The organism is Streptomyces sp. NPDC016459 (assembly GCF_040632845.1).
Classification (GTDB): domain Bacteria; phylum Actinomycetota; class Actinomycetes; order Streptomycetales; family Streptomycetaceae; genus Streptomyces.
The window spans coordinates 55,046-79,502 of the sequence record NZ_JBEYCR010000007.1 but is presented as its reverse complement, the minus strand read 5'-3'; the positions used below and the strand labels follow the sequence as shown (position 1 = coordinate 79,502).

Below are 24,457 nucleotides of genomic sequence, written 5' to 3'. Positions count from 1 at the left end.
TGCCTCAGGGACGGCGAAGCCGTTCCCTCCGTATTCGCCCGGTGGCTTCCCGGTGTCATCCGGCCAACCCGTCATCTCGCAGGACTCGTGAGCCCGCCGACAAAGTCCTCGATCCCTTCCATACCAGGAGTAGACGAGCATGATGGATCTCCTCGGCGCGAGAAGCGTGTCCGAGATTCTTGAACTGCACGCGCGCGACCGAGGCCAACAGCCGGCGGTCACCATCGTCAGTGACCCCTCGGATCCGGCGTCGGCCCAGTTGCTCAGCTATGCCCAACTGGACCAGGTGGCACGCGTGTTCGCACAGCAATTACTTCAGGTGTGCCCCGTCGGCTCCCGTGTGCTGCTGCTCCAGCCGACATCCGTCGAGTTCGTCGCGTCCGTGCTCGGCTGCCTCTACGCCGGCCTGATCGCGGTGCCCTCCTCGATGCCCGGACGCTACAAGCAGGACCAGCGGCGGGTGCTCAGCATCGCTCGCGATGCCGACGTCGGCTGTGTACTGACCACACCGGACGAGCGAGAAGGGGTCGTCGACTGGGCCGAGCAACAGGGATTCACCGTGCCGGTGCTCTCTCCGAGGGTCGATCTCGCGCTCCGTGCCGATGACTTCCAGGTGCACGGCTCCTACCACGAGACCATCGCGGTGCTGCAGTACACGTCCGGCTCCACGAACGACCCCAAGGGCAGCGTGGTCACGCACGGAAACCTGCTGGCGAACGCGGCGACGACAGCCGCGACGTTCCCGTTGGCGGAGGGCGAGAAGTTCGGCGGCTGGCTGCCGAACTACCACGACATGGGCCTCATGGGACTGATCCTGTCGCCGCTCCTTACCGGCTTCGGCACGGTGCTGATGAGCCCCGCCGCCTTCCTGCGCCGGCCCCGGACCTGGCTCCAGTTGATCGACCACTTCGACATCGCCGCCACCGCCGCGCCGAACTTCGCGTACGAACTCTGCGTCACGCGGGTGACCGAGGACGACGTCCGCGGCCTTGACCTGTCGCGCTGGAAGTACGCCGTCAGTGGCTCGGAACCGGTCAAGGCGAGTGTGCTCGACGACTTCGCCGCGCGGTTCGCGTCGGCCGGGTTCAGGCCGGAGACCTTCGCACCGTGCTTCGGCATGGCGGAGGCGACGCTGCTCGTCTCGAGCACCCCGCGACGTAAGCCCGTTGTTCTGCGCTGTGACCCCGACGCCCTGGAGCAGGGCCGGGTGGAGCCGGCTGTCGACGGCGCGGGCCGCACCCTGGTCAGCTGTGGTGGGCTGCTCGACATGGACGCACGGATCGTCCACCCGCAGACGCTTCAGGAGCTCCCGCTCGGCCAGGTCGGCGAGATCTGGCTGCGCGGCGGCTCGGTCGTACGCGGCTACTGGCGCAACGAGGAGGCCACCGCTGCGACATTCGACCGGCGGCTCGGCGACGAGGACGGCTTCCTGCGCACCGGGGACCTCGGCGCACTTGTCGATGGAGAGCTGTACGTGACCGGTCGCATCAAGGACATGCTGATCATCCGCGGCCGGAACGTCTATCCGCACGACATCGAGCACGAACTCCGCCTTCACCACGAACCGCTGCGCGACACCTTCGGCTCGGTCGTAACGGTGCCCAGCGACGACGGCGACGACGGACACCTCGTGGTGATCCACGAGGTACGCCGCAGGTCCCCGGAGCAGGAACTGGCCAAACTAGCCGCGCAGATGAGGAAGACCGTGTCCCGCGAGTTCGGCCTGCGGGCCCACTCCGTGCTGATCATGCGACGCGGCGAGGTGCGGCGCACCACGAGCGGGAAGGTCCAGAGGTCCTCCATGCGCTCACTGTACGTCAGTGGTGAGTTGCAGCCGTTGTGGGCGGACGGCTACCGGCCGCGGGTGAGCTCCGCCACGGCGGGGACGGGAGAGGCGAGTTGAGAGCCGATGAGTTCGCCGGGGAAGTCGATGGTTGGTCGCAGTCCGGCGGCCCCTTCGATCCGGTGCTGCTGACCGCACACGACGAAGCCGAGACCTTCCCGACCGAGGCGTGCGCGGCGCTCGATCGGTGGGGGCTGCCCGACTACTACGTGCCGAGCCGCTTCGGTGGCCGCCTCGCGCGCCTCGACGAGGTGCACGCCCTGCTGCGCACGGTGGCGTCGCGGGACGTGACCGTTGCGGTCGCGCACGGCAAGACGTTCCTCGGCTCGGTTTCGGTGTGGGCCGCGGGCGAGGGAGAACCGGCCACCTCCCTGGCCCGGCACGTCATGGCGGGCGAGGCCGTGGCCTGGGGGCTCACCGAGCCGGGCGGCGGCAGCGACCTGCTCGCCGGTGAACTCACGGCGACCCGGCAGGGGTCCGGCTGGCGCCTGTCCGGCCGTAAGTGGCCGGTGAACAACGCGACGCGCGGGCGCTTCGTCTGTGTGCTCGCGCGCACCGATCCCGGCGGCGGTCCGCGCGGATTCAGCGTCTTCCTGGTGGACAAGCGGGCCACGGCGCCCGGAACCGTGCGGTACCTGCCGAAGATGCCGACGCACGGCATCCGGGGCGCCGACATCAGCGGAGTGGAATTCCTTGACACCCAGGTGCCAGACCACGCGCTCATCGGCACGGTCGGAGGGGGCCTGGAACTCGTCCTCAAGTCGCTCCAACTGACCCGCGTCGGCTGTGTGGCGCTTTCACTCGGCGCGGGCGACCACGCTCTGAGGATCGCCCGCCGATTCCTGGGCGAGCGCCGCCTGCACGGCCGACGCTTCTCCGAACTGCCGCACGCGCGCACCGTCGCCGGCCGGTCGGTGGCGCGTCTGCTGCTCGCCGAGACCGTCGCGTACACGGCGGCGCGGTCGGCACACGAGGTGCCGGAGGAGTTGAGCGCCGTGTCCGCGATCACCAAAGCGCTCGTACCGACACTCATCCAGGGCCAGCTCCGCCTTGTCGGCGAACTGCTCGGCGCACGCGGCTTCCTGACCGGCGTGGAAGGCTACGGCGGCTTCGCGAAGATCGAACGGGACCACCAGATCGTGGGCATCTTCGACGGCAGCACCTGGGTCAACCGCAGCGCACTCGCCTCGAGCCTCCCAGTGCTCCGGCCCGGCCGCCGCCGCCCGGCCGCGTCGACCGGCGCTCCCGTGCACGAGTGGCTGCGAGAGGACCATGAACCCGCCGCCCTCGATCCGCTCCGGCTGGGGGTGATGGCGCGCGACAACACGGTGCTGAGCAGTCTCGGAGACCTCGTCACCCGGCTCGCGGTCGATCCGCCGGACGGCGCCGACCGTATGGCAGCCCGACTGCTCGACGCGTACGGCGAGTTGAGCGGACGCATCTCAGACCTTCGGCCGGTCGCCGCCGGGCCTCCGCTCACGGCGGCGATGCGCCTGGCAGAGCGCTACGAGTGGTGCCACGCCGGCGCCGCGGCCTTGGCGCTGTGGGTCGCGAACCCGCAGCACCACGACCGTGACTGGTGGCGCGACGGCCTCTGGCTGCGCGGCTGCCTCGCCCTGGTCCTGGAAGGCCTCGGCGCGCCGCCCTCCGAGGCGACCGCCACGTTCGACGAGCTCGGCAGCCTTCTGCTCGGTGACGCGGGTGACCGCGTCTCCCTGCTTGGCACGCCTGTGGAGGTGTCCGCATGAGCGACATCCATACGCGGATGGAAGCGCTGGAGGAGCGCCTCGGTGACCCCTTCGACCCGGCCAACCCGGCAGGGTTCGCAGCCGTAGTCGCCGCGGACGAACGCGAGGATGTTCCGGAAGGCGGTGCCGGTGCGCTGGACGAGTTCGGGATCCTCGCCGAGTTCGTGCCCGGCTCGCTCGGCGGTCGGCTCGAACGGGTCGATCACCTCGTCGAGCTGATGCGTTCGGTCTACCGGCGCGACCCGAGCCTCGGCCTCGGCCACTGTTCCAGCTCACTGCTCGGCGCAGTCAACATATGGACCTCGGGATCGCCCGGCCAGCGTCGCGACGCGGCCGAGCTGCTGCTGGCGGGCAAGAAGATCTCCTGTGCGTTCCACGAGCTCGCGCACGGCAACGACATCGGCTCCGTCGAGTTCGCGGCCACGCCCACGGACGGCGGCCTGTCGCTGACCGGCCGCAAGGAGTCGATCACCAACCTGGACCGGGCCCACGGGGTGGTGTTCCTTGTCCGCTCCGATCCCACCGGCGGGCCGCGCGCCTGCTCGCAGCTGTTCGTTCCGGTGGCGGAGCTCGATCCCGAGCGCTTCCGGTTCCTCCCGCGATTCCGCTCGGTCGGGATGCGCGGCGTGCGCCTGGGCGGGATCGAGATGCAGGACTGCCCGGTGGACGCGGACGCGGTTCTCGGCACCCCGGGCACCGGAATCGAGACGGTGGCCCGTGCCTTCCAGCTGACCCGCATCGCCATGCCTGGTATGAGTACCGCGTTGCTGGACACCTCACTGCGCGTCACGCTGCACCACGTACGCAGGCGTCGGCTCTACGGCCGGGACGTCGCCGCCATTCCGATGGTGCGCACCACACTGGCCAATGCGTTCGCCGACCAGTTGCTGTGCGAGGCGTTCGCGGCGGTTGCCGCCCGGTCGCTGCACGTGCTGCCGGAGTCCGGCAGCGTGTACGCACCCGCCGTGAAGTATCTCCTGGCTGGAGTGTTGCTCGACGCGCTGGAGCAGCTCTCGCTGGTGATGGGGTCCGAGTTCTACCGCCGCGACGGTGAACACGCGGTGTTCCAGAAGATGGCAAGGGACATCAAGCCGGTCGGCTTCGGACACATCGCCCGCGCGGCCTGTCTGTCCGCGATACTGCCGCAGCTTCCGGTGCTCGCACGCCGTTCGTGGTCCGGTGCCGCACCCGCCCCGGCCGCCCTGTTCGTCCCGGACGCCGAGCTTCCGCCGCTCGACCTGGCCGGGCTGCGGGTTTACGCGGGCGGACAGGACGGGCTCGCCCAGGCCCTCAACGCCGCGCTGGATGCTGATGTCCCGGAGCCGCTGCGGCCGCTGATCGAGACCCATGTGCGACGCCTCGAATCGCTCACGGAGGCGTGTGCCGGCCTCAGACCCCGAGATCTGTCGATCGCGGCATCGGTCGAGGTACGCGATCTCGCGGCCCGGTACACCACGGTGCTCGCCGCCGCCGCGTGCATCGGCGTCTGGCGGCACGCCCCGACCGGCGACTTCCTGGCGCGCCCGGAGTGGCTCGTCGCCGCGCTGACCCGGCTCACGGGTATCGACGCCGGACGGCCCGACGACGTGCCGACCGAGGTGGAGGGCGCACTCGTCGAAGAGCTGTTGGACCGCGACGACCGCACGGTGAGCTTCGGCCTCTCCGCACGCGGGTACCGGTGACCACCCGAGACAGAGCAGAACAGTCATCCCAGATCAGCAGCATTCCACTCTTGAGGAGCAATCAGATGCCCAACCCCGGAACTGACCCGATCACCCTCGACGAACTGGAGAGCTGGCTCGTCGCTCGTGTCGGTGAGTACGTGCCCGACCTGGACGACGCGGTTGACCCGCACCAGGAACTCGGCGAGTACGGCCTGGACTCCATCGCGGTCGTGGCCTTCACCGCCGACGTGGAGGACTGGCTTGGGATCCGGGTGGAACCCACGGCCGTGTGGGACCACCCGACGATCGCCCAACTCGCCAAATTCCTGATGGCGGAGCGCGAGGAGCAGGCGAGAAGGGCCTGATGGCACAGCATCTATGACAGCACATTCATCGGAAATGACAGCAGCTTTGACAAGAGGTCGGGTGCTCGCGCGGCCGAGTGTTGTTTTTCATACCTGAGGGGGAGGGCTTTCCAACGTGGCCGAGCGGAAGAACGTGGCCGTCGAACGGCTGACCGTGTCGCGTAATCCGGCTGACCTGAAGGACGTCGTCGCGGAGCGGATGCTGAGCGACGCGGACGGCCTGGTCGAGGCAGCACGTGCCGCCCACGAAGCGCAGAGCGCGTGGGCGTCGTGGCCGGCGCCGCTCCGGGGGCGGGTGGCGCAGAACGTGGGCCGACTCGTTGCGGAGAACAAGGAGGCGCTGGCCGCGCTGATCACCCGGGAGGTCGGCAAGCCGTACCGCGAGTCCCTGGGGGAGGTGCAGGAGGTCATCGACACCTGCGACTTCTTCCTGGGTGAGGGACGGCGGCTGTACGGCCAGACCGTGCCCAGTGAGATGCCGGACAAGCAGCTGTTCACCTACCGCAGACCGCTGGGCACCGCCGCCGTGATCACTGCGGCGAACTTCCCCGCCGCGGTACCCGCCTGGTATCTCGTACCGGCGCTGCTCTGCGGCAATGCGGTGGTGTGGAAGCCGTCGGAGTCCGCGGTCGCCGTCGCGGAGGCGCTCGCCGCGCTGTTCCGGGCCGGTGGGGTGCCGGAGGATGTGCTGCGCCTGGTGCACGCCGATGGCGAGACCACGTACGCCGGGCTCGAACGGGCGCTGGCCGAGGGGCTCGTACAGAAGATCGGCTTCACCGGGTCCACGGCGGCCGGGCGTCGGGTGAGCGAGCTGGCGGGGCGGCACTTGCAGTCCCCGTGCCTGGAACTCGGCGGCAAGAACCCCCTCGTGGTCGCGGATGACGCCGACCTCGAACTCGCCGTCCAGGGAGCGGTGTTCAGTGGATTCGCCACCGCTGGGCAGCGCTGTACATCGCTGGGCACCGTGATCGCCCACCGCGATGTGCACGACGAGTTCCTCGCCCGCTTCAGCGCGGCCGTGGAGGACCTGGCCGTCGGGGATCCCCAACGGGAAGACGTCTTCTACGGACCGCTCATCGGCGAGCGATACCTGGAGAACTTTCTCGGCTCCCTGAAGCTCGTACGACCGCACCACACGCTCTCCGGTTCCGGCGCCACCGGCCAGATCACCTCCGACAGCCCTCGCAAGGGCTTCGTGGGCGACCCGGATGCCGGAGTATTCGCGCACCCGACCATCGTGGCCGGGGTGCGGTCGGACGACGAGCTGTACCGGACCGAGACCTTCGGCCCGCTCGTGTCGGTCATGGCGTACGACACCTTCGACGAGGCCGTCACGCTTGCCAACGGGCACGGGTACGGGCTGTCGGCCGCGGTCTACACCGGCTCGGCGCGGACAGCGTTCTCCTTCCGTGAGCGCTGCTCGGCCGGCATGGTCAGCGTGAACAACTCGACGGTGGGTGCGGAGGCGCATCTGCCGTTCGGGGGCAACGGCCTTTCCGGGAACGGCAGCCGGCAGTCGGGCATCTGGGTCATCGACCAGTTCACCTCCTGGCAGTCGATGAACTGGGATTACGCGGGTACCCTGCAGCGCGCGCAGATGGACGTCCGGGAGATCGACGCGGACTTCGGTTTCCGGCTTTCCTGAACGTCCCACGTAGACAACACTGAGGCACCGCCCGGAGGGCCCTCCGGGCGGTGCCTCAGTGTTGACCGGTGTCAGTCGTTGCGTACCGTCACATCGCCGATCTCCGTGCGGGCCTCCACCGCCGTACCGGAGGAGGCCACCTCCACCTCCACGTTCCGGTCGCCGATCTCCGTCAGGGCGTTCACCGCGAACGGGCCCGCGCTCGACGGGAGACGCAGCTCCACGTCCCCCATCTTGGTGACGGCCTTCAGCTTCTTGAACGGCTCGATCTCATCGACCCGGATGTCACCCATCTTGGACGTGGCCTCGGCGGTGTCGAAGTCGACATCCTTGAGCGTGACGGCACCGGTCTCGCTGGCTGCGACGATCCGGTCGCCGGTCACGTGCTCGACGTGGACGCTGCCGATTCGCGTGCGTCCCTCCACCGAGGCCCGCACGCCCGTCACGGACACGTCGCCGAGCCGCGTGCTGACCTTGACCCGAGTACCTGCCTGCACTGTCAGGGAGTAGTCCGACCCGCACTGGCCCATGCCGTCCCCGCACGTGGTGGTGATGCGCAGAGTGTCCCCGTCGTGCTCGATCTTCTCGTCGGGAGAGCGCAGTGACTTTGTCAGTTTCTTGTGCAGCTCCGTCTTCTCGCCCTGCCCGGCCACGTCGATCCGGACGTCGCCGCTGTCGATCGTGACCTCCACGATCCGCACCGACTTGTCGATCGCCGCGGATCCGGAATCGGTTCGGGTGACCAAGAAGAGCAGCAGGTACCACGCGCCCCCGCCGACGAGCACGATGCTGGTCAGGATCGCGATGAGGCGGATGACGCGCCGCAGGCCGGAGCGCCGGGGGGAGCCCCCAAGACGCGGTGCCGAATCGGTCGAGCCGATGGTCTGGTGCATTTCCTACTCCCGTGTCCGGTGGTCAGCGCGGTTCGATGGGATGGTCGGTCGATGGGGAGCTGAGGTACTGCAGGACGGCACGGACGCGGCGGTTCCCCTCGTCGCCGGGGAGCAGGTCGAGCTTGGTGAAGATGGAGCGGATGTGCTTCTCGACGGAGCGTTCGGTGATGAACAGGCGTTCCGCGAGGCCACCGTTGCTGAGACCCTCGGCCATCAGAGCGAGCACCTCCCGCTCACGCGCGGTGAGCGGTGCGAGACTGTCCTTCTTCTGATTGCCCGCGAAGATCTGGCTGATCACCTCGGCGTCGAGGGCGGTGCCACCCTCCGCGACGCGGTGCAGAGTAGCCACGAACTCGTCCACGTCGGCGACGCGGTCCTTGAGCAGGTAGCCGAGCCCCAGGCTGCCGTGCGCGAGGAGCTTGGAGGCGTAGCGGGCCTCCACGTACTGGGAAAGGACCAGGACGGGTTGGGTCGGGTCCGTGGCACGGATCGACAGAGCGGCGCGCAGCCCTTCGTCGGTGTGCGTGGGAGGCATTCGTACATCCACCAGGCACAGGTCGGGGGCGAGGTCGGCGACCAGCGTGAGCAGTTCGTCGCCGTCTCCGGCCTGCCCCACGACGTCGATGTCCTCGTCCGTGAGCAACTTGACGAGGCCGGTCCGCAGCAGGACGGAGTCTTCGGCGATCACGACGCGCAACATGTCTGCTAAGCCCTCCAGGGCAGTGTGACGTCGACGACGGTGGGACCGCCGACGGGGCTGGAGAGCGTGAGATGTCCGTCGACCGCCCGGACCCGGTCCCGCAGCCCGCTGATGCCCGACCCTCGGGCAGGATCGGCGCCGCCGATACCGTCGTCGGTGACAGTGAGCCGCAACAGGTTCTCATCGCGCAGGACGGTGACTGCGGCCCGGTCGGCCGCGGCGTGCTTGGCGATGTTGGTGAGCAGCTCGGAGACAACGTAGTAGGCGACCGCTTCGGCCCGTGGGCTGGGGCGCTGCGGAAGCTGCACGGACAGGTCGACGCGGATCGGGCAGCGGGCCGCGATCGTGATCAGAGCCGGCTCGATGCCCTGCTCGGTGAGGATGGCCGGGTGCAGGCCGCGCGTGACGTCCCGCAGCTCCTGCATGGCGGCCTTGGCCTCCTGGTGCGCGGCGATCACCAACGCCTGCGCACTCTCCGGATCCCGGGCGAAGCGAGACTTGGCGCGGCCCAGACTCATGGCGACCGAGAGCAGCCGCTGCTGTGCTCCGTCGTGCAGGTCGCGCTCGATGCGCTGTCGTTCCAGCTCAGCGGCGTCCACCATCCGCGAGCGGCTGTCCTCCAGGTCCATCATCCGGCGTACGAGGTGGTCGACGCGATTGGCGCCGAGCATCCGGGCGACCACGGCGGACTCGGCACGGGCCAGCGGGCCGCCGAGCCACAGGCCGGCGGAGAGCAGTGCCAGGCCGACGACGCCGCCGGCCACCGCGCCGGCCATGCTTCCTACGTCCAGACCCAGCAGTGAGGAGCCGTCCGGCAGGAAGGGGCCGATGAAGGGCAACAGGGCGAGCAGCAGGCCCGCCGCGAGCACCATCATCACCAGTCCGCCCGCGCCGAGCCCCCACAGCGTCATGATCGCGGTGAAGCCCAGCTCGCGCCAGGCGCGTCGGCCGAAGAGCCGCTCCAGGCGGTCCTTCCAGCCCTTGCCGGGGTTCGCGACGGGCATGTCGATGGCGAAACCACGCAGGACGTCGAGCCGTTCGCGGTCGAGCCGGGCGATCCAGGCCGCCAGCTTCATGGCCAGGGGCACCAGCGGCAGCCCCACCAGGAGCAGCGGGGTCAGGCTCACACCGAGTGTGAACAACACCATGGGGATCACGTACAGCGGCGACATCACGAGCGTGGTCAGCAACTGCAGCAGGTCGTTGCGTGTGTCCTTCGAGAGCAGGCCCCGAGCCAGGCGGTACAGGGCGACTCGAATCCGCGGTGGCCTCAGCCGCATGGCGCCCTCCGGTTCAGATCGACTAACTGGATCTTAGGCACGGGAGCTGGGCCGCTCCGAGCGTGCAGGCGTGTCCTTTTCAGGTAGTGGCAGCACTACCTGCCCACGGGTGGCTGCACGCCCGACAGCGGCAGGGGCCGCTGAGTAGCGTCACGGCATACCCCTTGACGAGGAGCTTTGACGATGTCAGTCAGCGAAGAGAAGGACACCGCGCACAAGCGCCCCGGAACCTCGGGGGCCCGGCCCCCACGCGGCTTTGTGGAGCGCACGGCCGCTTGGAGCATGGAGCACCGCAAGAGCACCATCCTGCTGTGGATCGTGGCGGTGATCCTGGCGTACGCGGCAAGCCTGGTCACAGGCGTCCAGGCCCAGGAAGACGCCGACAACCTCACCGGGCAGTCAGCGGTCGCAGAGCGGATGCTGGACGGTGCCGACTTCGCCGACGACGGCGTCGAGAGGGTGCTGATCCAGGCCCGCAGTGGCAAGCTGTCGGCAGGGACGGTCGAGACCGTGGTCGCATCCCTGCGCGAGCGGTACGACGCGGTGGACGAGGTCACCCGGGTCGGCGACCCCATCCCCTCGAAGGACGGGCGGAGCGTCCTGCTGCCGGTCACCCTCGAACTGGGCAGCGGCGACGAGAAGAAGAAGCCCAAGAGCGTGGTCGGTCCCATGCTGGAGGCGACCGCGGCCGAGCAGGCGGCCCGTGCCGACCTGCGCGTCGAACAGCTCGGAAAGGGCTCCGTCACCAAGGAGTTGAGCACGCAGCTGGGAGCCGACTTCCAGCGGGCGGAATTCATCAGTGTGCCGCTGACGTTGGTGATTCTCCTGGTGGCCTTCGGTGCACTGCTCGCCGCGGGACTTCCGGTACTGCTCGGCATCACCTCGGTGGTCTTCGCGTTCGGCCTGGCCGGAGTCACCTCGCTGTTGGTCCCGGTGAACGAGAACCAGGCCAGTCTGATCCTGCTGATGGGTCTTGCGGTCGGGGTCGACTACTCACTCTTCTACATCCGGCGCCGGCGCGAGGAGCGGGCGCTCGGCGCATCCCCGGACGCGGCGTTGCGCATCGCGGCGGCCACCTCGGGGCGGGCCGTCCTGGTCTCCGGTCTGACCGTGGCGATTGCCATGGCCGGCATGTTCCTCTCCGGCAGCATGCTCTTCTCCTCGCTGGCCCTGGGCACCGTCCTGGTGGTCCTGGTGGCCGTGCTCGGCTCCCTGACGGTACTTCCGGCCGCGCTCGCGGGCCTCGGCGACAAGATCGACCGGCCGAGGATCCCGCTGCTGTGGCGGCGCACCACCGACGTGGGCAAGGAGAGCAAGCTGTGGGCCGCCGTGCTGCGTCCCGTCCTGAAGGCGCCGGGTGTAAGCCTGGTCATCGGCCTGGTGGCGATGCTGGCGCTGGCCGCGCCCGCGCTCGGCATGAAGCTGAAGATGCCCGGTGACGACGATCTGCCCCGCTCGTACGAGATCATGAAGACGTACGACCGGGTGGTCGAGGCCTTCCCGAGCGAGGGCACGTCCCACGACGTGGTCGTCCAGGCCGACAAGGCCAGCGCCGGCGAGGTGGCCCGGGTGCTGACCGGACTGCACGAGAAGGCGATGGCGACCGGCAGGTTCGCGGATTCCGAGAAGCCGGACCTCGCTGTGTCCGAGGACGGAACGGTGTCCCGGCTCGAACTGCACGTGGGCGGTGACGCGGGTGGCTCCGAAGCCAAGGAGACGCTGACGCTGCTGCGCTCGCAGCTGGCGCCGGAGGCCTTGGAGGACGCCGATGTCGGCAAGTGGGCCGTCGGTGGGGAAACGGCCTTCTCGGCGGACTTCTCCCAGACGCTGGAGGACCGGCTGCCCATGGTGATCGGGTTCGTCACCCTGCTCTGCCTGGGGATCATGCTGCTCGCGTTCCGCTCGGTGGCGCTCGCACTCCTGACCGGCGTGCTCAACATCCTTTCGGTCGCGGCTGCTTACGGCGTACTTGTTCTCGTCTTCCAGTACGAGTGGGCTGAAAGTCTCCTGGGCTTTGACTCAAATGGAGCGGTCGTTTCCTGGCTGCCGCTTATCCTGTTTGTTGTTCTGTACGGTCTGTCGATGGACTATCACGTCTTCGTTCTGAGCCGGATTCGCGAGGGCGTCAAGCTGGGGGGCTCCACACATGCGGCGGTCAGACACGGCATTCTCACCTCTGCCGGCGTGGTCAGCACAGCTGCAGTGATCATGGTCGCGGTGTTCGCGGTGTTCGCGACGCTGTCGACCCTCGAGATGAAGCAGCTGGGTGTGGGCCTGGCCGTCGCCATCCTCCTCGACGCCACTGTGATCCGCGGTGTGTTGCTGCCTGCCGCGCTGACACTGCTGGGCTCACGGGCATGGCAGGAGCCGCGGTCGATGCGCAAGGTGCCGGCTCTCTCCCACGACTGATCGGATGTCCGAGGGGGAAGGCCCGGGCCCTTGCCCCGGACCTTCCCCCCAACCCGGCGGCCAGCGAACCAAGGAGATTAGGGATATGGGTGGGTGGGCCGCGGTTCCTTCCGGTCTGGTGGTGAGGTCGAGCGAACTTCACGTCTTCAGGGCCCCTCTGGGTCCGTCGAGCGAGGACGTCGAGGAGGCGCTGGGCCTGGTCACCGAAGAGGAGCGGGACATGGCGGAGGCTCTGGGCAGTGTCGGCGACGGATTGGCCTTCTTACGCACTCGAGCCCTGACCCGCAGAGTGCTCGGCTGGATCCTCGGGCGCAGCCCGGTCGACATCGAGTTCTGCCGCTCGGAGCATGGACGGCCCGCTCTGGTGGACCGCGAGGTGTGCTTCAGCGCCGCTTACGGAGGCGGACAGCAGCTGGTCGCCGTGTCGCTGGACAGCGATGTCGGTGTCGACGTCCAGGACGGCGACGTGGCTTACGGGGAGAACCTGCACCTGTCCCTGACGGAGTGGGAGCAGCGGTTGCTTCGGCGACTGTCGCCGTCTGCTCGGCAGATGTTCTTCCTCAGTCTGTGGACCCGCAAAGAGGCGGTACTGCGCGCGGCCGGCTACGGGTTGCGCGTGCCGCCGGACGAGGTGGACGTGCTCGTCGAGGACGGGGCGGGTGCGGTGGCGGTGCCGCTGCCGGACGGCGCCGGCGTCGCCGAAGTACAGGTACGCGACCTGCCTGGCGGGCGCGGCACGGTGGCGGCCGTCGCGGTCGCCGGGCCCGTGAGCGTCCTGCACACCTGGATGTTCGATCCGTCTTTCCAGCAGGCGCACTGCCACTGAACTCCGTCTGGCAGGCGCTCTGCCCACGGAACTCCGGCTGACCGGACTCGGCGCGACTTTCCCCCCGCGCGCTCATGTCCGGTCAGCCGGTTGGCTCCGACCGGCCCCGCTCAGGGGCCGGTCGTGAGCAGTTCGCTCAACTGCCGCCAGGCTTCGGAGGACTTTCGGTAGGCACCGGCCCGGTCCAGGATCTCGGCCGCGTTCCGGTAGCAGTCCTTGGCCGCCTCGATGTCCCCGGCCAGCGCGTGCGCCCGGGCCGCGAGCATCTGGCACTTCCCTTGCCCTGCCAGCGGGAGCTCGGCGCCGCCTTCGCATACCTTGGCCGTCAGTTCCAGGATGCGCTCAGGCTGCTCCAGGCGCAGCGCCAGCTGAGCCTCGGCCAGCATCAGGTCGGCCATGTCGCCGGCGCGGCCGACGAGTTCGAGGGCCTGGCGGGCGCGTGCGAGCAGCCGTGCCGCTTGCTGCGCGGCGTCGTCCGAGGGGTCGTACTCCAGGCGGAGCGCCGCCGAGGCGCGACACAACCGGGCCCAGGCCGCCAGGTTCGCCTCCGGGTGCAGGCAGGTGAACGCCTGCTCGTGCAGTCGCGTCGCGTCTCGCGGCCGTTCGCACAGAAAGCGGGCGCTGCCCACCGCCCAGTACACCTGGCCGCGCAGCTGCCGGGACGGAATGTCCTCGACGATCTCCTGGAGAGTATCGGCGAGGCTCGAAGCGTTCTCCAGCTCTCCGCTGTCGGCATAGGAGTTGACCAGCGCCAGCATCGCGCCCACCCGTTCGTGTGCGGTGGGCGGCAGTGCGACGGTGACCGACACGGCGTGCTCGGCGGCGCGGACGGCTTCGCCCAGTCGTCCCTGACGGAGCAGGTTCTTGGAGAGCGCGGTGGCGACGCGAGCGGCCAGCCGGGGTGTCTCCTGTGACAGGGCGGTCTCGGCCAGGCCGGAGAGGACGGTGTGTTCCTCGGCGGCGTTGCCCAGCTCCCGCAGAATGTCGGCGAGATCCCAGGCCGCCTCCCACAGCACATCCTCCTCGGCGCACCCGTCGGCCTCCGCACCGATGCCGCGCAGCAGCTCAGCGGCATCAGCCAGTTCGTTGTCCTTGCGCAGGGCGCGCGCCTCGAGCAGCCTGCCGGCCATGTCGAGACGTCGACTGCGGAGTTCCCCCGCGTCCTGGGAACCGGGGCTCGTCAGGGCCTCCAGGGGCACGTCGAGCCTGCGAGCGAAGAAGGCCGCGATCAAGTCGTTGGGCGAACGCTGACCGCTTTCCACGCGCGAGACATAGCTGGCCGACACCTCGTCGCCCGCTATGTCGCTCTGGGAAAGGCCGCGCTGTAGTCGCAGTTGTCTCAGTCTGCGTCCGAATGCGGGCTGCTCGATCATCATCGTCCTCCGGGATCGCCTCGGCTTGCCGGGAGTGGCAAGCGATGGCCACAACGCCCGGCCGTGTGGCCATCGCTCTTGGTCAAGTGCCGCATGGGATTTGCTGCACCGTCACCCGTTGTTACGGGGGCAGCGTAGAGCTCGTGTGGTCTGGCTGTCGAACCGTGGCCAGGACTCGGAGCGGTGCGAGCGAAAAACTGAAGGCGTCGCAGGTCAAGAGCTTCTGGCAATCTGTGTGCAAAATCTGGCTTGATCTGTGACAGGTGACTGTCTACAGTCGTGACACATGTGACGGGTGCTGTCACACATGTGACAGCTTACGGGGGAAGGCGTCGCACAATGGATGTCATGCGTGCTGGGGGGAACTCTGCCGCCGAGCGGAGTCCCGAGGCGGTAGAGGTAGCACTTTCTGTGGGGCAGGCCTCCCTCTTCTTCCTTCAAGAACTCGCGCCCGACTCGCCTGCGTACCACGTGGCCGGATGCGTGAGGGTTGCCGAGAGTCTCGATGCCGAGCTGCTGCGCCGTGCCTGGGACGTCGTCTGTGTTCGTCACCCGGTGCTCACCGGCGTCATCGCACCCAGGGCCGAAGGCTATGTGCAGCGTTGGCATGCGGCTGACGCCCCCTTCGCCGTCCGCCGGACGCCGGGAATCAGTGCCGAGGAGCTACGGGTGCTCGCCGCCCGCGACTACGAGCGCCCCTTCGCCCTGGACCGCGAGGCGCCCGCCCGGCTCTTTGTCTATCAGGACACCGACGCCACCACCCTGCACCTCGTCCTGCATCACGTCGCAGGCGACATGAGCTCCCTCTTCATCACTCTGGAGGACCTGCTCACGGCCTACCGGTCCGAGGGGGACGGTACGTCAGGTCCGACTGTTGAACCCGACACCTCCTACGCGCGTCACGTGGCCGATGAGCGCGCATTTCTGGACGGCCCCCGCTCGGAGGGGTTACGCGACTACTGGGCGCAACAGTTCGAGAACTGCCGGTTCGCCCTCGACCTGCCCGGCATGACCGCACCCCGCCCTGTGGCCGATGTCGATGCCCCCGCCCACGTCCCGTTCCGTCTCGGCATCGAACTCGCCGATCGAATACGTAAGCTGGCTGAATCCAACCGCTGCACCACCGCCACGGTGCTGCTCGCCGCCTTCAACGTGCTGCTGCACAAGCTCACCGGCTGCGAGGACATCGTCGTCGGGTTCCCCGTGGAGGGCCGCAAGAAGCCCTTCAAGCGGACTGTCGGTCACTTCACCAACTCCCTGCTGCTGCGGACCCCGGTCACCGCCGACGCCACCTTCGACTCCGTCCTGAATGCCACACGCACCACACACGTCGGTGCCGTACGGCATCGGGCCCTGCCCACGCCGACGGTCCTGGGGCGCTTGGCGCCGGGGTCGGCGCTTTCCGGGCAGTCGCTCTACCAAGTGAGCTTCCAGTTCGAGTCGGACCGGCTCTCCTACGGCACCAGGTCGATTCTCGGCGGCCTGGGCACCGTCCCCTTGGCCGGATACGACATCGAGCCTGTGCCGGTGCGCCAGCAGGTGGCGCAGTTCCCGCTGCGGATGCAGGCGGGCGAGATCGACGGCGAAGTGCGTGGCGTCCTCCATTACGACCCGGCCCGGCTCGACGCAGACACCGTCGCCGGCTACGCCCGGCTCTTCGAGGCCTTGGTGAACGAGGCCGTCGCCGACCCGACCGCGACCGTCGCCGACCTCGGTGTCGGTGATGCCGGGGCGGTGTCGGTGTGGTCGGGTGTCGGGGTTGAGGCGGCGAGTGGCGGCCGGCCGGTGTTCGAGGCGATTGTGGCGCATGCGGGTTCGACGCCTGATGACGTGGCCGTCGTGGATGGCGAACGTAGTTGGACTTATTCGGAGTTGGAGCGGGCGTCGGCTGTAGTGGCGGTGCGCCTGCGGGAGCTGGGCGTGGGGCCGGATTCCGTGGTGGGTCTGTGCTTGCCGCGTGGCGCGCTGATGGCTGTTGCGATGTTGGGTGTGCAGCGGGCCGGTGGTGCGTGGCTTGCCCTCGATCCTTCGTATCCGGCTGAGCGGTTGCGGTTGATGGTGGGTGAGGCGGGTTGTGCCGTCGTCGTTCGTGGTGCAGCGCAAGAGAAGTTGCTTGATGGTGCGTTGCCGGCAGGTACTCCGGTTCTGGAGACCGACGGTCTTGACCTGACGGCGCAGGTCGACCGGGTGGGTCTGGACGCGGCGTATGAGGACGACCTCGCCTACCTGGTCTTCACGTCGGGTTCCACCGGCCGGCCCAAGGGCGTGGCCGTGACCCACCGCACGCTCTCCCGCTCCACTGCGGCACGCGCCACCTTCTACGGGCCGCGGCCACCGCGCTTCCTTCTGCTTTCGCCCTTCGCCTTCGACAGTTCCTACGCGGGCATCTTCTGGACCCTCACGTTCGGCGGCACCCTGGTCGTGCCCGACGCCGAGCAGGTCAAGGACGCCGACCAGCTGGCCGCTCTGGTGGAGCGGCACGCGCTGACCCACACCCTGACCGTGCCCTCGTTCTACCGCGCCCTCCTTAACCGGCCGGGCGGTCCCGGCCGTTCCCTGCGCACCGTCGTGGTCGCGGGCGAGGCCTGCCCCGCCGACCTGGTAGCCGAACACCGGGCCGCGCTGCCGGACTGCGCCCTGGTGAACGAGTACGGGCCGAGCGAGGCCACTGTCTGGGCCACCGGCCACTTCTGCGTCGACGACAGCCCCGGCAACGTGCCCATCGGCACCCCGATCGCCGGCACCACCGTGTTCGTACTCGACGGGCTGATGCGGCCGGTGGCTGCGGGCGGTGTGGGTGAGTTGTATGTGGGTGGTGTGGGCGTGGCGCGCGGATACGCGGGGCGGGGTGGGCTGACCGCCGAGCGGTTCGTGCCGGATCCCTTTTCGGGGATGCCGGGTGCGCGCCTGTACCGCACCGGTGATCTCGTACGCTTCGACGCCGGCGGCGCCCTGGAGTTCTGCGGCCGCGTCGACGAGCAGGTCAAGATCCGCGGGTTCCGGGTGGAGTTGGGCGAGATCGAGGCCGTGCTCCGGTCCGCCGCCGACGTCACCGACGCCGTGGTGGCCGCCGTGGCCGCCCCGGGCGGTGGTGAGCTGCGCCTCGCCGCCTACGTGGTGACCCAGGGCGGCGCACTCGTGGACGCAGCCGGTCTGCGGGCATGGGTGGGGGAGCGGCTGCCCGGGCACATGGTGCCCGTCGCGGTCATGGGTCTCGACGCACTGCCGCTGTCCCCGAACGGCAAGGTGGACCGGCGCGCGCTGCCCGCACCCCGATGGGAGGTCGCCGGGGAGGGCTATGTCGAGCCTCGCAGCGAGGTGGAGCGCCGTCTGGCCGAGGTGTGGTGCCAGGTTCTGGGCCTTGAGCGGGTCGGCGTGCACGACGACTACCTGGCGCTCGGCGGGGACTCCATCCTGTCGATCCAGGTGGTCGCCAAGGCCCGCGGGGTCGGTATCCGCATCACCCCGCGCCAGATCTTCGAGCACCCCACGATCGCCGCTCTCGCCCTGCAGGCCGAGCTCCTGCTCGCCCCGGACGGCGGAGATAGGGACGAGGACGGCGTCGGTACGTCGCCGGACGGCATGGCCGGGCTGCTGCCCGCCGGCCTGATCGCCTCCTGGGAACGCGACCACGGCCCACTGCATGCGGTGTGGCCCATGTCCGGCCTCCAGCAGGGCATGCTCTACCACGCCCTCGCCGAACCGCGGTCGGACGCCTACACCGAGCAGTTGGTGTGCACCCTGAGCGGCGAACTCGACCCGCAGGTCTTCCTCGACGCCTGGCGTCGTGCCATGAACCGGCACTCCGCCCTGCGCGCGCACTGCGCCTGGCAGGAGGTCGACACGCCCCTGCTCGTGGTGCCACGGGACGTCGACGTACCCTCCGTGTACGAGGACTGGACGGCCGTGGACGGCGACGCCGAAGAGACGACGGCGGAGCGCATTGAGGAGTTCCTGGCGCGCGACCGGAGCGCGGGCTTCGAGCTGAGCGGCAGCCCTCTGGTGCGCCTCGCGCTGTTCCGCACCGCCGCGGACGCGTGGACCTTCGTGTGGACCAACCACCACATCCTCATCGACGGCTGGTCGCTGCCCGTCGTCGCCGGCGACGCGTTCGCGCTTTACACCGCCCTGCGCACCGGCACCGACACCGGTCTCGCACCCGCTCCTGACTACGGCGCCTTCGTGCGCTGGAACGCGAGCCGTGACCGTGCCGAGGACGAGGCCTTCTGGCGCAAGCAGCTCACCGGTCTCACCGCCCCCGCCCTGCTCGCCCCCGCCCGAGCCACGGCCGCCGACCTCGGCGCCGGTCGGCACGAGCCCGCACTGCGGCTGCCCGACGAGCGGTCCCGGACCCTGCGCTCCATCGCCCGCGAAAGGGGAGTCACCGTCGCCGCGCTGGTCCACGCCGCGTGGACCCTGGTGGTCGCCCGGCGCACCGGCGCCCGGGACCTGGCGGTCGGCAGCGTGCTCTCCGGACGCCCCGCCGAGATCGACGGCATCGAGCGCGCCGTCGGCCTGTTCATCAACACCCTGCCGCTGCGCGTACGGATCTCCGACGACATGCGGGCCGACGCGTGGCTCGCCTCCGTCCACCAGAGCCTCCAGGACCTCACCGACCACCAGCACGCCCCACTCGCCGACGTCACCTCCTGGGGCGGCGCCCCGGCCGGTGCCCAGCTCTTCGACTCCATCGTCGTCGTCGAGAACTACCCCTTCGAGGGGCTCGCCACCGACGGCTTCACCGTGGACAGCGGTCGCCTCGTCGAGCGCACCACCTACCCGGTCAGTGTCCAGGTCATGCCCGGCGAACACCTGGAGCTGCGGCTGTGCGTCGACGCGGCGGCCTTCGACGCCGACGCCGCGCAGCGGCTCCTCGACGACCTCGATCACACCTTGGACGCACTCACCGGTGACCCGGGGACCACCTTGGGCGAGCTGGGTATCGGTGACACCGGCGTGGCGTCGGCGTGGTCGGGTGTGGGGGTCGAGGCGGTGGGTGGCGCCCGACCGGTGTTCGAGGCGGTCGTGGCACATGCGGTCGTGGCGCCTGATGACGTGGCTTTGATCGATGGCGAGCGAGGCTGGACGTATGGGGAAGTGGAGCGGGCGTCGGCTGTAGTGGCGGTGCGCCTGCGGGAGCTGGGCGTGGGGCCGGACTCCGTGGTGGGTCTGTGCCTGCCGCGTGGCGCGCTGATGGCTGTTGCGATGTTGGGTGTGCAGCGGGCCGGTGGTGCGTGGCTTGCCCTCGATCCTTCGTATCCGGCTGAGCGGTTGCGGTTGATGGTCGGCGAGGCCGACTGCGCCGTCGTCATACGCGGCGGTGCAGAGCGGGAGTTGCTCGACGGCCTCCTGCCCGCCGGTACTGCGGTGCTGGACGCCGACCGTCTCGATCTGGCCGCGCGGGTCGACCGGGCGGGTCTGGACGCGGCGCATGAGGACGACCTCGCCTACCTGGTCTTCACGTCCGGCTCCACCGGCCGGCCCAAGGGCGTGGCCGTGACACACGGTCAACTGGCCGCACACCTCGTACAGATCGGCGGAGCCTTCGGGCTGACCGCCCGCGACCGGGTCCTGGTCTTCGGCTCCTTCTCCTTCGACGTCAGCACCGAGCAGCTGTTCGCGCCGCTGATCGGGGGCGGCGCGGCCGTGATCCGGACCGACGGCCTCCTCGGCGCCGATGAGCTGCTCGCCTTCCTGGCGGACCACCAGGTCACCGTCTTCAACCCGCCGACCGGACTGTGGCGGCAGCTGGCCACCGCCCTCGCCGACGGTGCCGCCGTGCCCGCCGCGCTGGACGTCCGCCTCACCGTCGTCGGCGGCGATGCCATGCCCGCCGCCGAGACCGGCATCTGGCGGCGCACGGTGGGTGGCCGCGTCATCAACGCCTACGGACCCACCGAGACCGTCATCACCGCCACCGTCCACGAGGTCGCCGCCGACGACGCGGAGGGAACCGGCACCGTCGGAACCGTTCCGCTCGGGCGGCCGCTGCCCGGCCGCACCGTGTTCGTGCTCGACGGGCTGATGCGGCCGGTGGCTGCGGGCGGTGTGGGTGAGTTGTATGTGGGTGGTGCGGGCGTGGCGCGCGGATACGCGGGGCGGGGTGGGCTGACCGCCGAGCGGTTCGTGCCGGATCCGTTCTCCGGCACGGCAGGTGCCCGCCTGTATCGCACCGGTGATCTCGTACGTTTCGACGCCGACGGAGCCCTGGAGTTCTGCGGCCGCGTCGACGAGCAGGTCAAGATCCGCGGATTCCGGGTGGAGTTGGGCGAAATCGAGGCGGTCGTGCGTGGCGCGGCAGGGGTGGCCGACTGCGCTGTGGCCGCCGTGACGCCGCCCGGCGGTGGCGAGGCGCGGTTGGTGGCCTACGTCGTCGCTCGTGCCGGTGTCGTCTGCGATCCGGAGACGGTGCGGGAGTGGGCGGGGGAGCGGTTGCCCGCGCACATGGTGCCCGTCGCGGTCATGGACCTCGACGTATTGCCGCTGTCGGCGAACGGCAAGGTGGACCGGCGTGCGCTGCCCGCCCCTACCTGGGAAGCGGCGGAGGACGGCTTTGTCGCGCCCCGCAGCGAGGTGGAACGGCGACTGGCCGAGGTGTGGTGCCAGGTTCTGGGCCTTGAGCGGGTCGGCGTGCACGACGACTACCTGGCGCTCGGCGGGGACTCCATCCTGTCGATCCAGGTGGTCGCCAAGGCCCGCAGGCTCGGTATCCACGTCACCCCGCGCCAGATCTTCCAGCACCCGACCATCGCGGGACTCGCCCCGCACGTCACCACCGGCGTGGCGGCGGGCACCCGCACTCAAGGAGACAGCACCGACGCGCTCAGCCCGATCCAGCGGTGGTTCCACGACCTGGAGCTGACCTCACCGGACCACTGGAACATGGACGTGCTCCTCGACGTCCGCACCCGGATCCGGCCCGACGAGCTGGCCGCCGCGCTCAACGCCGTGGTCGGCACGCACGAGGCGCTGCGCACCCGCTTCGTGGACGGCGAGGGCGACGGTAGCGGGGTACGGGCCGTGGTCGACACGGCGGTCGACGTCCCGGTGGAGCACACCGATCTGTCAGCCCTCCCCATCGCCGAGGCCGAGCAGCGGCTGCGCGAGCTGGCCGACGAACTGCAAACCCGGCTCGACACCGCACGCGGCCCGCTCCTGCGGGCGCACCTGACCGACCTGGGTCCGACGGTCCCGCAACGGCTGCTGCTCGTCGCCCACCACCTGGTCATGGACGCGGTCTCCTGGCGGATCGTCCTGGAGGACCTGGAGTTCGCGCTCGACGCCGTACGGAACGGCCGTGCCCCCGCGCTCCAGCCCGAAGGCACCACGCACCGGCAGTGGACCGCCGAGCTGCGCCGCCGGGCCCTCGACCCGCAGATCCTCGGCCGGGTCCGCGCGGACCTCGTCGAACTCGCCGAACTCACCGGCCCCTCTGGGCCGGGGACGGCCGGCGCCGCACCCGGGACCGAGGGTGCCTCGTGCCGGGCCCGCCGGGAGCTGACAGCCGAGCAGACCGAGGAGCTCCAGCGGGCCCTCGTGTATCGGCTCGGCGGCACCCTCGAAGAGGGGCTCATCACTGCGGCGGCCCGAGCCCAGTCCCGGGTGGCCGGGCTCGCCACGGTCGTCGTGGAGCTGGAGAGCCACGGTCGCGAGGGCCTGCACCCGGACATCGACCTGTCGCGCACGGTCGGCTGGTTCACCACCCTGGCCCCCTTCCCCGTGGCCGTCGCCCAGGACGGCCCGCTCGGAACCCTGTGGGATGTCCGCGGCCGGCTGCGGGAGCTGGTGTACCGCGGCATCGACCACGGCGTGGTCCGGCACATGGCCCACGACGAGGAGCTGGCACGACGCCTGGAGGCGATGCCCGAACCCCACCTCAGCTTCAACTACCTGGGCCGGGTCAGCACCCTCTCCGACCCGGATGCCTCGCTCGAACTCCGCCAGCCCGGCTTCGGCCAGGTCCGCGACCCGCAGGGGACACGTCCGTCCGCGATCCTGGTGGAGAGCCTCGTCACCGACGGCCGCCTCGCCGTCGAGGTCGAGCACACCGGGCAGGCCGCTGCCGACGCGCTCGTGGACGCCGTCCTGGACGAGCTGCGCTCGCTGACCGCGGAGCCGGACGTGCCCGCGCTCACCTCCGGGCTGCGACACGGCACCGCCCCGGTCCACGTCGTACGCGACTGGGCCGCACGCTGGGGCGACCTGACGGCGGTGTGGCCGCTCACGCCGACGCAGGAGGGCATGCTCTTCCGCAGCCTGGCCGAGGACAGTTCGGCGGGCAGCGGGGTCTACGTGGAGCAGCTCGTCTGCGTGCTCGAAGGCGACTTGGACCAGGAGGCGTTCGCGCGTGCCTGGCAGGCTGCCGTCGACCGGCACGCCGTGCTGCGCGGCGTGTGCGTGTGGCAGGACGTGCCGCGTCCGCTCCTGGTGGTGCCCGCCTCCCGTGAACTGCCCGTAGCCTTGCTGGACTTCACGGCGGACGGCACGTACACGGAAGGAGGTGTGGACACCGGGGGCCCGTGCGGTTCGGCAGACCCGGAGGCACGGCTCGACGCCTTCGTGCACGAGGACCGGCACGCCGGCTTCGACCTGCGCGAGGGTCCGCTCGTACGGCTCGCCGTGATCCGGCTCGCGGACGGCCGCTGGGCCTTCGTGTGGACCAATCACCACGTGCTGTTCGACGGCTGGTCGCTGCCCATCCTCCTGGGCGAGGTGCTCGAGCACTACACCGCGAGCCGCAAGGGAGAGACCCAGAGGCTCGACCGCGCCCCCGACTTCGGCTCCTTCGCCCGGTGGGTGGCACGTCAGGACCCGGACGCTTCAAGGGATTTCTGGACCCGTGCCCTGGCCGGCTTCACCCCGACGCCGCTCGCCCCGCAGGCGGACGCTCCCGCGATCCACCGGGACCACGTGGTGCGGCTGTCGGCCGCCGACACCGCGCGGCTGCGGGAGACCGCAGGGCGCTTCGGCGTCACTCTCGGCGGCGCGGTGCACGCGGCGTGGGCACTCACCCTCGCCGCCGAGACCGACACCGACGACGTGGTGTTCGGCAGTGTCGGCTCAGGGCGGCCCACGGAGCTCGAGGACGTGGACCGCATGGTCGGGATGTTCATCAACACCGTTCCGCTACGTACCCGGCTGCCCGCCGCCCTGCCGGTCGGAACCTGGGCCAGGGACGTGCAGCAGTCCCTGAACCAGGCCCAGGACCACATTCACACGCCCCTCGCCCGGATCGCCGTCTGGAGCGGGCGGACCAGCTCGGCCGGGCTCTTCGACACCTCCGTGATCGTGGCCAACTTCCCCTTCGCCGACCTGGGCGAGGGACTTCCCGGCCTGGCCGTGGCGCGTTCCGAAGCACTGGAGCAGACCGAACTTCCCGTCACCGTCTCCGCCGCCCCCGAAGGGGACCGGCTCGTCATCGCGCTGAACCACGACACCGTCCGCGTACCCACCGACCGGGCCGCCGGCATCGCCGACCGACTCTGTCTCGCTCTGACGGCACTCGCGGACGGCACCGCGACCGTCGGCGAGATCCGTGCCGGGCTGCGGGAACGGGCCCGGAGCGAGCGTGCCGCGAGCCGCGCCCGCCGGGCCGCGCGCCTCGGCCCGTCCGCCCGCTCGCGCGGCTGAGCCCGCCCTCAACCCGTATCGATTCTTCGCGCCACCCCGGGGCGCTCCCACCCGCCACCGGATCGGTGGCAACGGTTCCGT

At 70.0% G+C, this 24,457-nt stretch carries 12 protein-coding genes; 8 read left to right on the top strand and 4 right to left on the bottom strand.

Translation table 11 applies throughout. The annotated features are described in order from the left end of the window. Nucleotides 1-166 precede the first annotated feature (166 nt). The 5 genes from ABZ567_RS18895 to ABZ567_RS18875 all read left to right on the top strand — a co-directional run bounded on the left by ABZ567_RS18895 (nucleotide 167) and on the right by ABZ567_RS18875 (nucleotide 7,265). On the top strand, nucleotides 167-1,903 hold the full coding sequence (locus ABZ567_RS18895; RefSeq protein WP_360791049.1) for a fatty acyl-AMP ligase: 1,737 nt from the start codon (nucleotides 167-169) through the stop codon (nucleotides 1,901-1,903). After that, entirely contained in the window at nucleotides 1,900-3,591 is a 1,692-nt protein-coding gene (locus ABZ567_RS18890; protein WP_360791046.1) for an acyl-CoA dehydrogenase, read from the top strand. The genes ABZ567_RS18895 and ABZ567_RS18890 overlap by 4 nt, the downstream gene beginning before the upstream one ends. Beyond that, nucleotides 3,588-5,273 (top strand): acyl-CoA dehydrogenase, encoded by a 1,686-nt coding sequence (locus ABZ567_RS18885; RefSeq protein WP_360791044.1) that lies wholly within the window; start codon nucleotides 3,588-3,590, stop codon nucleotides 5,271-5,273. Before ABZ567_RS18890 ends, ABZ567_RS18885 begins: the two co-directional genes overlap by 4 nt. Before the next feature lie 65 nt (nucleotides 5,274-5,338). Then, nucleotides 5,339-5,620, top strand: coding sequence for an acyl carrier protein (locus ABZ567_RS18880; protein ID WP_360791041.1), 282 nt, complete (start codon nucleotides 5,339-5,341; stop codon nucleotides 5,618-5,620). 115 nt (nucleotides 5,621-5,735) lie between these two features. Next, nucleotides 5,736-7,265, top strand: a complete 1,530-nt coding sequence (locus ABZ567_RS18875; protein ID WP_360791039.1) for an aldehyde dehydrogenase family protein — start codon at nucleotides 5,736-5,738, stop codon at nucleotides 7,263-7,265. A gap of 71 nt (nucleotides 7,266-7,336) precedes the next feature. Here ABZ567_RS18875 and ABZ567_RS18870 read toward each other — a convergent pair whose 3' ends face one another. The 3 genes from ABZ567_RS18870 to ABZ567_RS18860 are packed head-to-tail and all read right to left on the bottom strand — an operon-like array spanning nucleotide 7,337 to nucleotide 10,138. Then, the gene (locus ABZ567_RS18870) at nucleotides 7,337-8,158 is read right to left on the bottom strand and encodes a DUF4097 family beta strand repeat-containing protein (protein ID WP_360791036.1); all 822 of its coding nucleotides are present in this window, start codon (nucleotides 8,156-8,158) and stop codon (nucleotides 7,337-7,339) included. 22 nt (nucleotides 8,159-8,180) lie between these two features. Further along, a complete protein-coding gene (locus ABZ567_RS18865; protein WP_360791033.1) occupies nucleotides 8,181-8,858 on the bottom strand; it encodes a response regulator transcription factor in 678 nt (225 codons plus the stop codon). 5 nt (nucleotides 8,859-8,863) lie between these two features. Next, nucleotides 8,864-10,138, bottom strand: a complete 1,275-nt coding sequence (locus ABZ567_RS18860; protein WP_360791030.1) for a histidine kinase — start codon at nucleotides 10,136-10,138, stop codon at nucleotides 8,864-8,866. 183 nt (nucleotides 10,139-10,321) lie between these two features. Between ABZ567_RS18860 and ABZ567_RS18855 the strand changes: the two genes are divergently transcribed. Both ABZ567_RS18855 and ABZ567_RS18850 read left to right on the top strand, forming a co-directional pair. Beyond that, nucleotides 10,322-12,547 carry an MMPL family transporter gene (locus ABZ567_RS18855; protein ID WP_360791027.1) on the top strand — a complete coding sequence of 742 codons (2,226 nt, stop codon included), beginning with the start codon at nucleotides 10,322-10,324 and terminating at the stop codon, nucleotides 12,545-12,547. Between the two features lie 85 nt (nucleotides 12,548-12,632). Then, entirely contained in the window at nucleotides 12,633-13,373 is a 741-nt protein-coding gene (locus ABZ567_RS18850) for a 4'-phosphopantetheinyl transferase superfamily protein (RefSeq protein ID WP_360791024.1), read from the top strand. A 110-nt stretch (nucleotides 13,374-13,483) separates the two neighbouring features. On the opposite strand, the gene ABZ567_RS18845 is transcribed toward ABZ567_RS18850, so the two are convergent. Continuing rightward, nucleotides 13,484-14,746, bottom strand: coding sequence for a helix-turn-helix transcriptional regulator (locus ABZ567_RS18845; RefSeq protein ID WP_360791021.1), 1,263 nt, complete (start codon nucleotides 14,744-14,746; stop codon nucleotides 13,484-13,486). Nucleotides 14,747-15,085: 339 nt separating this feature from the next. On the opposite strand from ABZ567_RS18845, the gene ABZ567_RS18840 reads away from it, so the two are divergent. Further along, on the top strand, nucleotides 15,086-24,376 hold the full coding sequence (locus ABZ567_RS18840; protein WP_360791018.1) for an amino acid adenylation domain-containing protein: 9,291 nt from the start codon (nucleotides 15,086-15,088) through the stop codon (nucleotides 24,374-24,376). Nucleotides 24,377-24,457: the final 81 nt, after the last annotated feature.

What these genes read in the sequence shown, in the direction of transcription:
- ABZ567_RS18885 (WP_360791044.1), top strand. Translation starts at nt 3,588, where the DNA reads ATGAGCGACATCCATACGCGGATGGAAGCGCTGGAGGAGCGCCTCGGT.
- ABZ567_RS18880 (WP_360791041.1), top strand. Translation starts at nt 5,339, where the DNA reads ATGCCCAACCCCGGAACTGACCCGATCACCCTCGACGAACTGGAGAGC.
- ABZ567_RS18870 (WP_360791036.1), bottom strand. Translation starts at nt 8,158, where the DNA reads ATGCACCAGACCATCGGCTCGACCGATTCGGCACCGCGTCTTGGGGGC.
- ABZ567_RS18865 (WP_360791033.1), bottom strand. Translation starts at nt 8,858, where the DNA reads ATGTTGCGCGTCGTGATCGCCGAAGACTCCGTCCTGCTGCGGACCGGC.
- ABZ567_RS18860 (WP_360791030.1), bottom strand. Translation starts at nt 10,138, where the DNA reads ATGCGGCTGAGGCCACCGCGGATTCGAGTCGCCCTGTACCGCCTGGCT.
- ABZ567_RS18855 (WP_360791027.1), top strand. Translation starts at nt 10,322, where the DNA reads ATGTCAGTCAGCGAAGAGAAGGACACCGCGCACAAGCGCCCCGGAACC.
- ABZ567_RS18850 (WP_360791024.1), top strand. Translation starts at nt 12,633, where the DNA reads ATGGGTGGGTGGGCCGCGGTTCCTTCCGGTCTGGTGGTGAGGTCGAGC.
- ABZ567_RS18845 (WP_360791021.1), bottom strand. Translation starts at nt 14,746, where the DNA reads ATGATCGAGCAGCCCGCATTCGGACGCAGACTGAGACAACTGCGACTA.
- ABZ567_RS18840 (WP_360791018.1), top strand. Translation starts at nt 15,086, where the DNA reads ATGGATGTCATGCGTGCTGGGGGGAACTCTGCCGCCGAGCGGAGTCCC.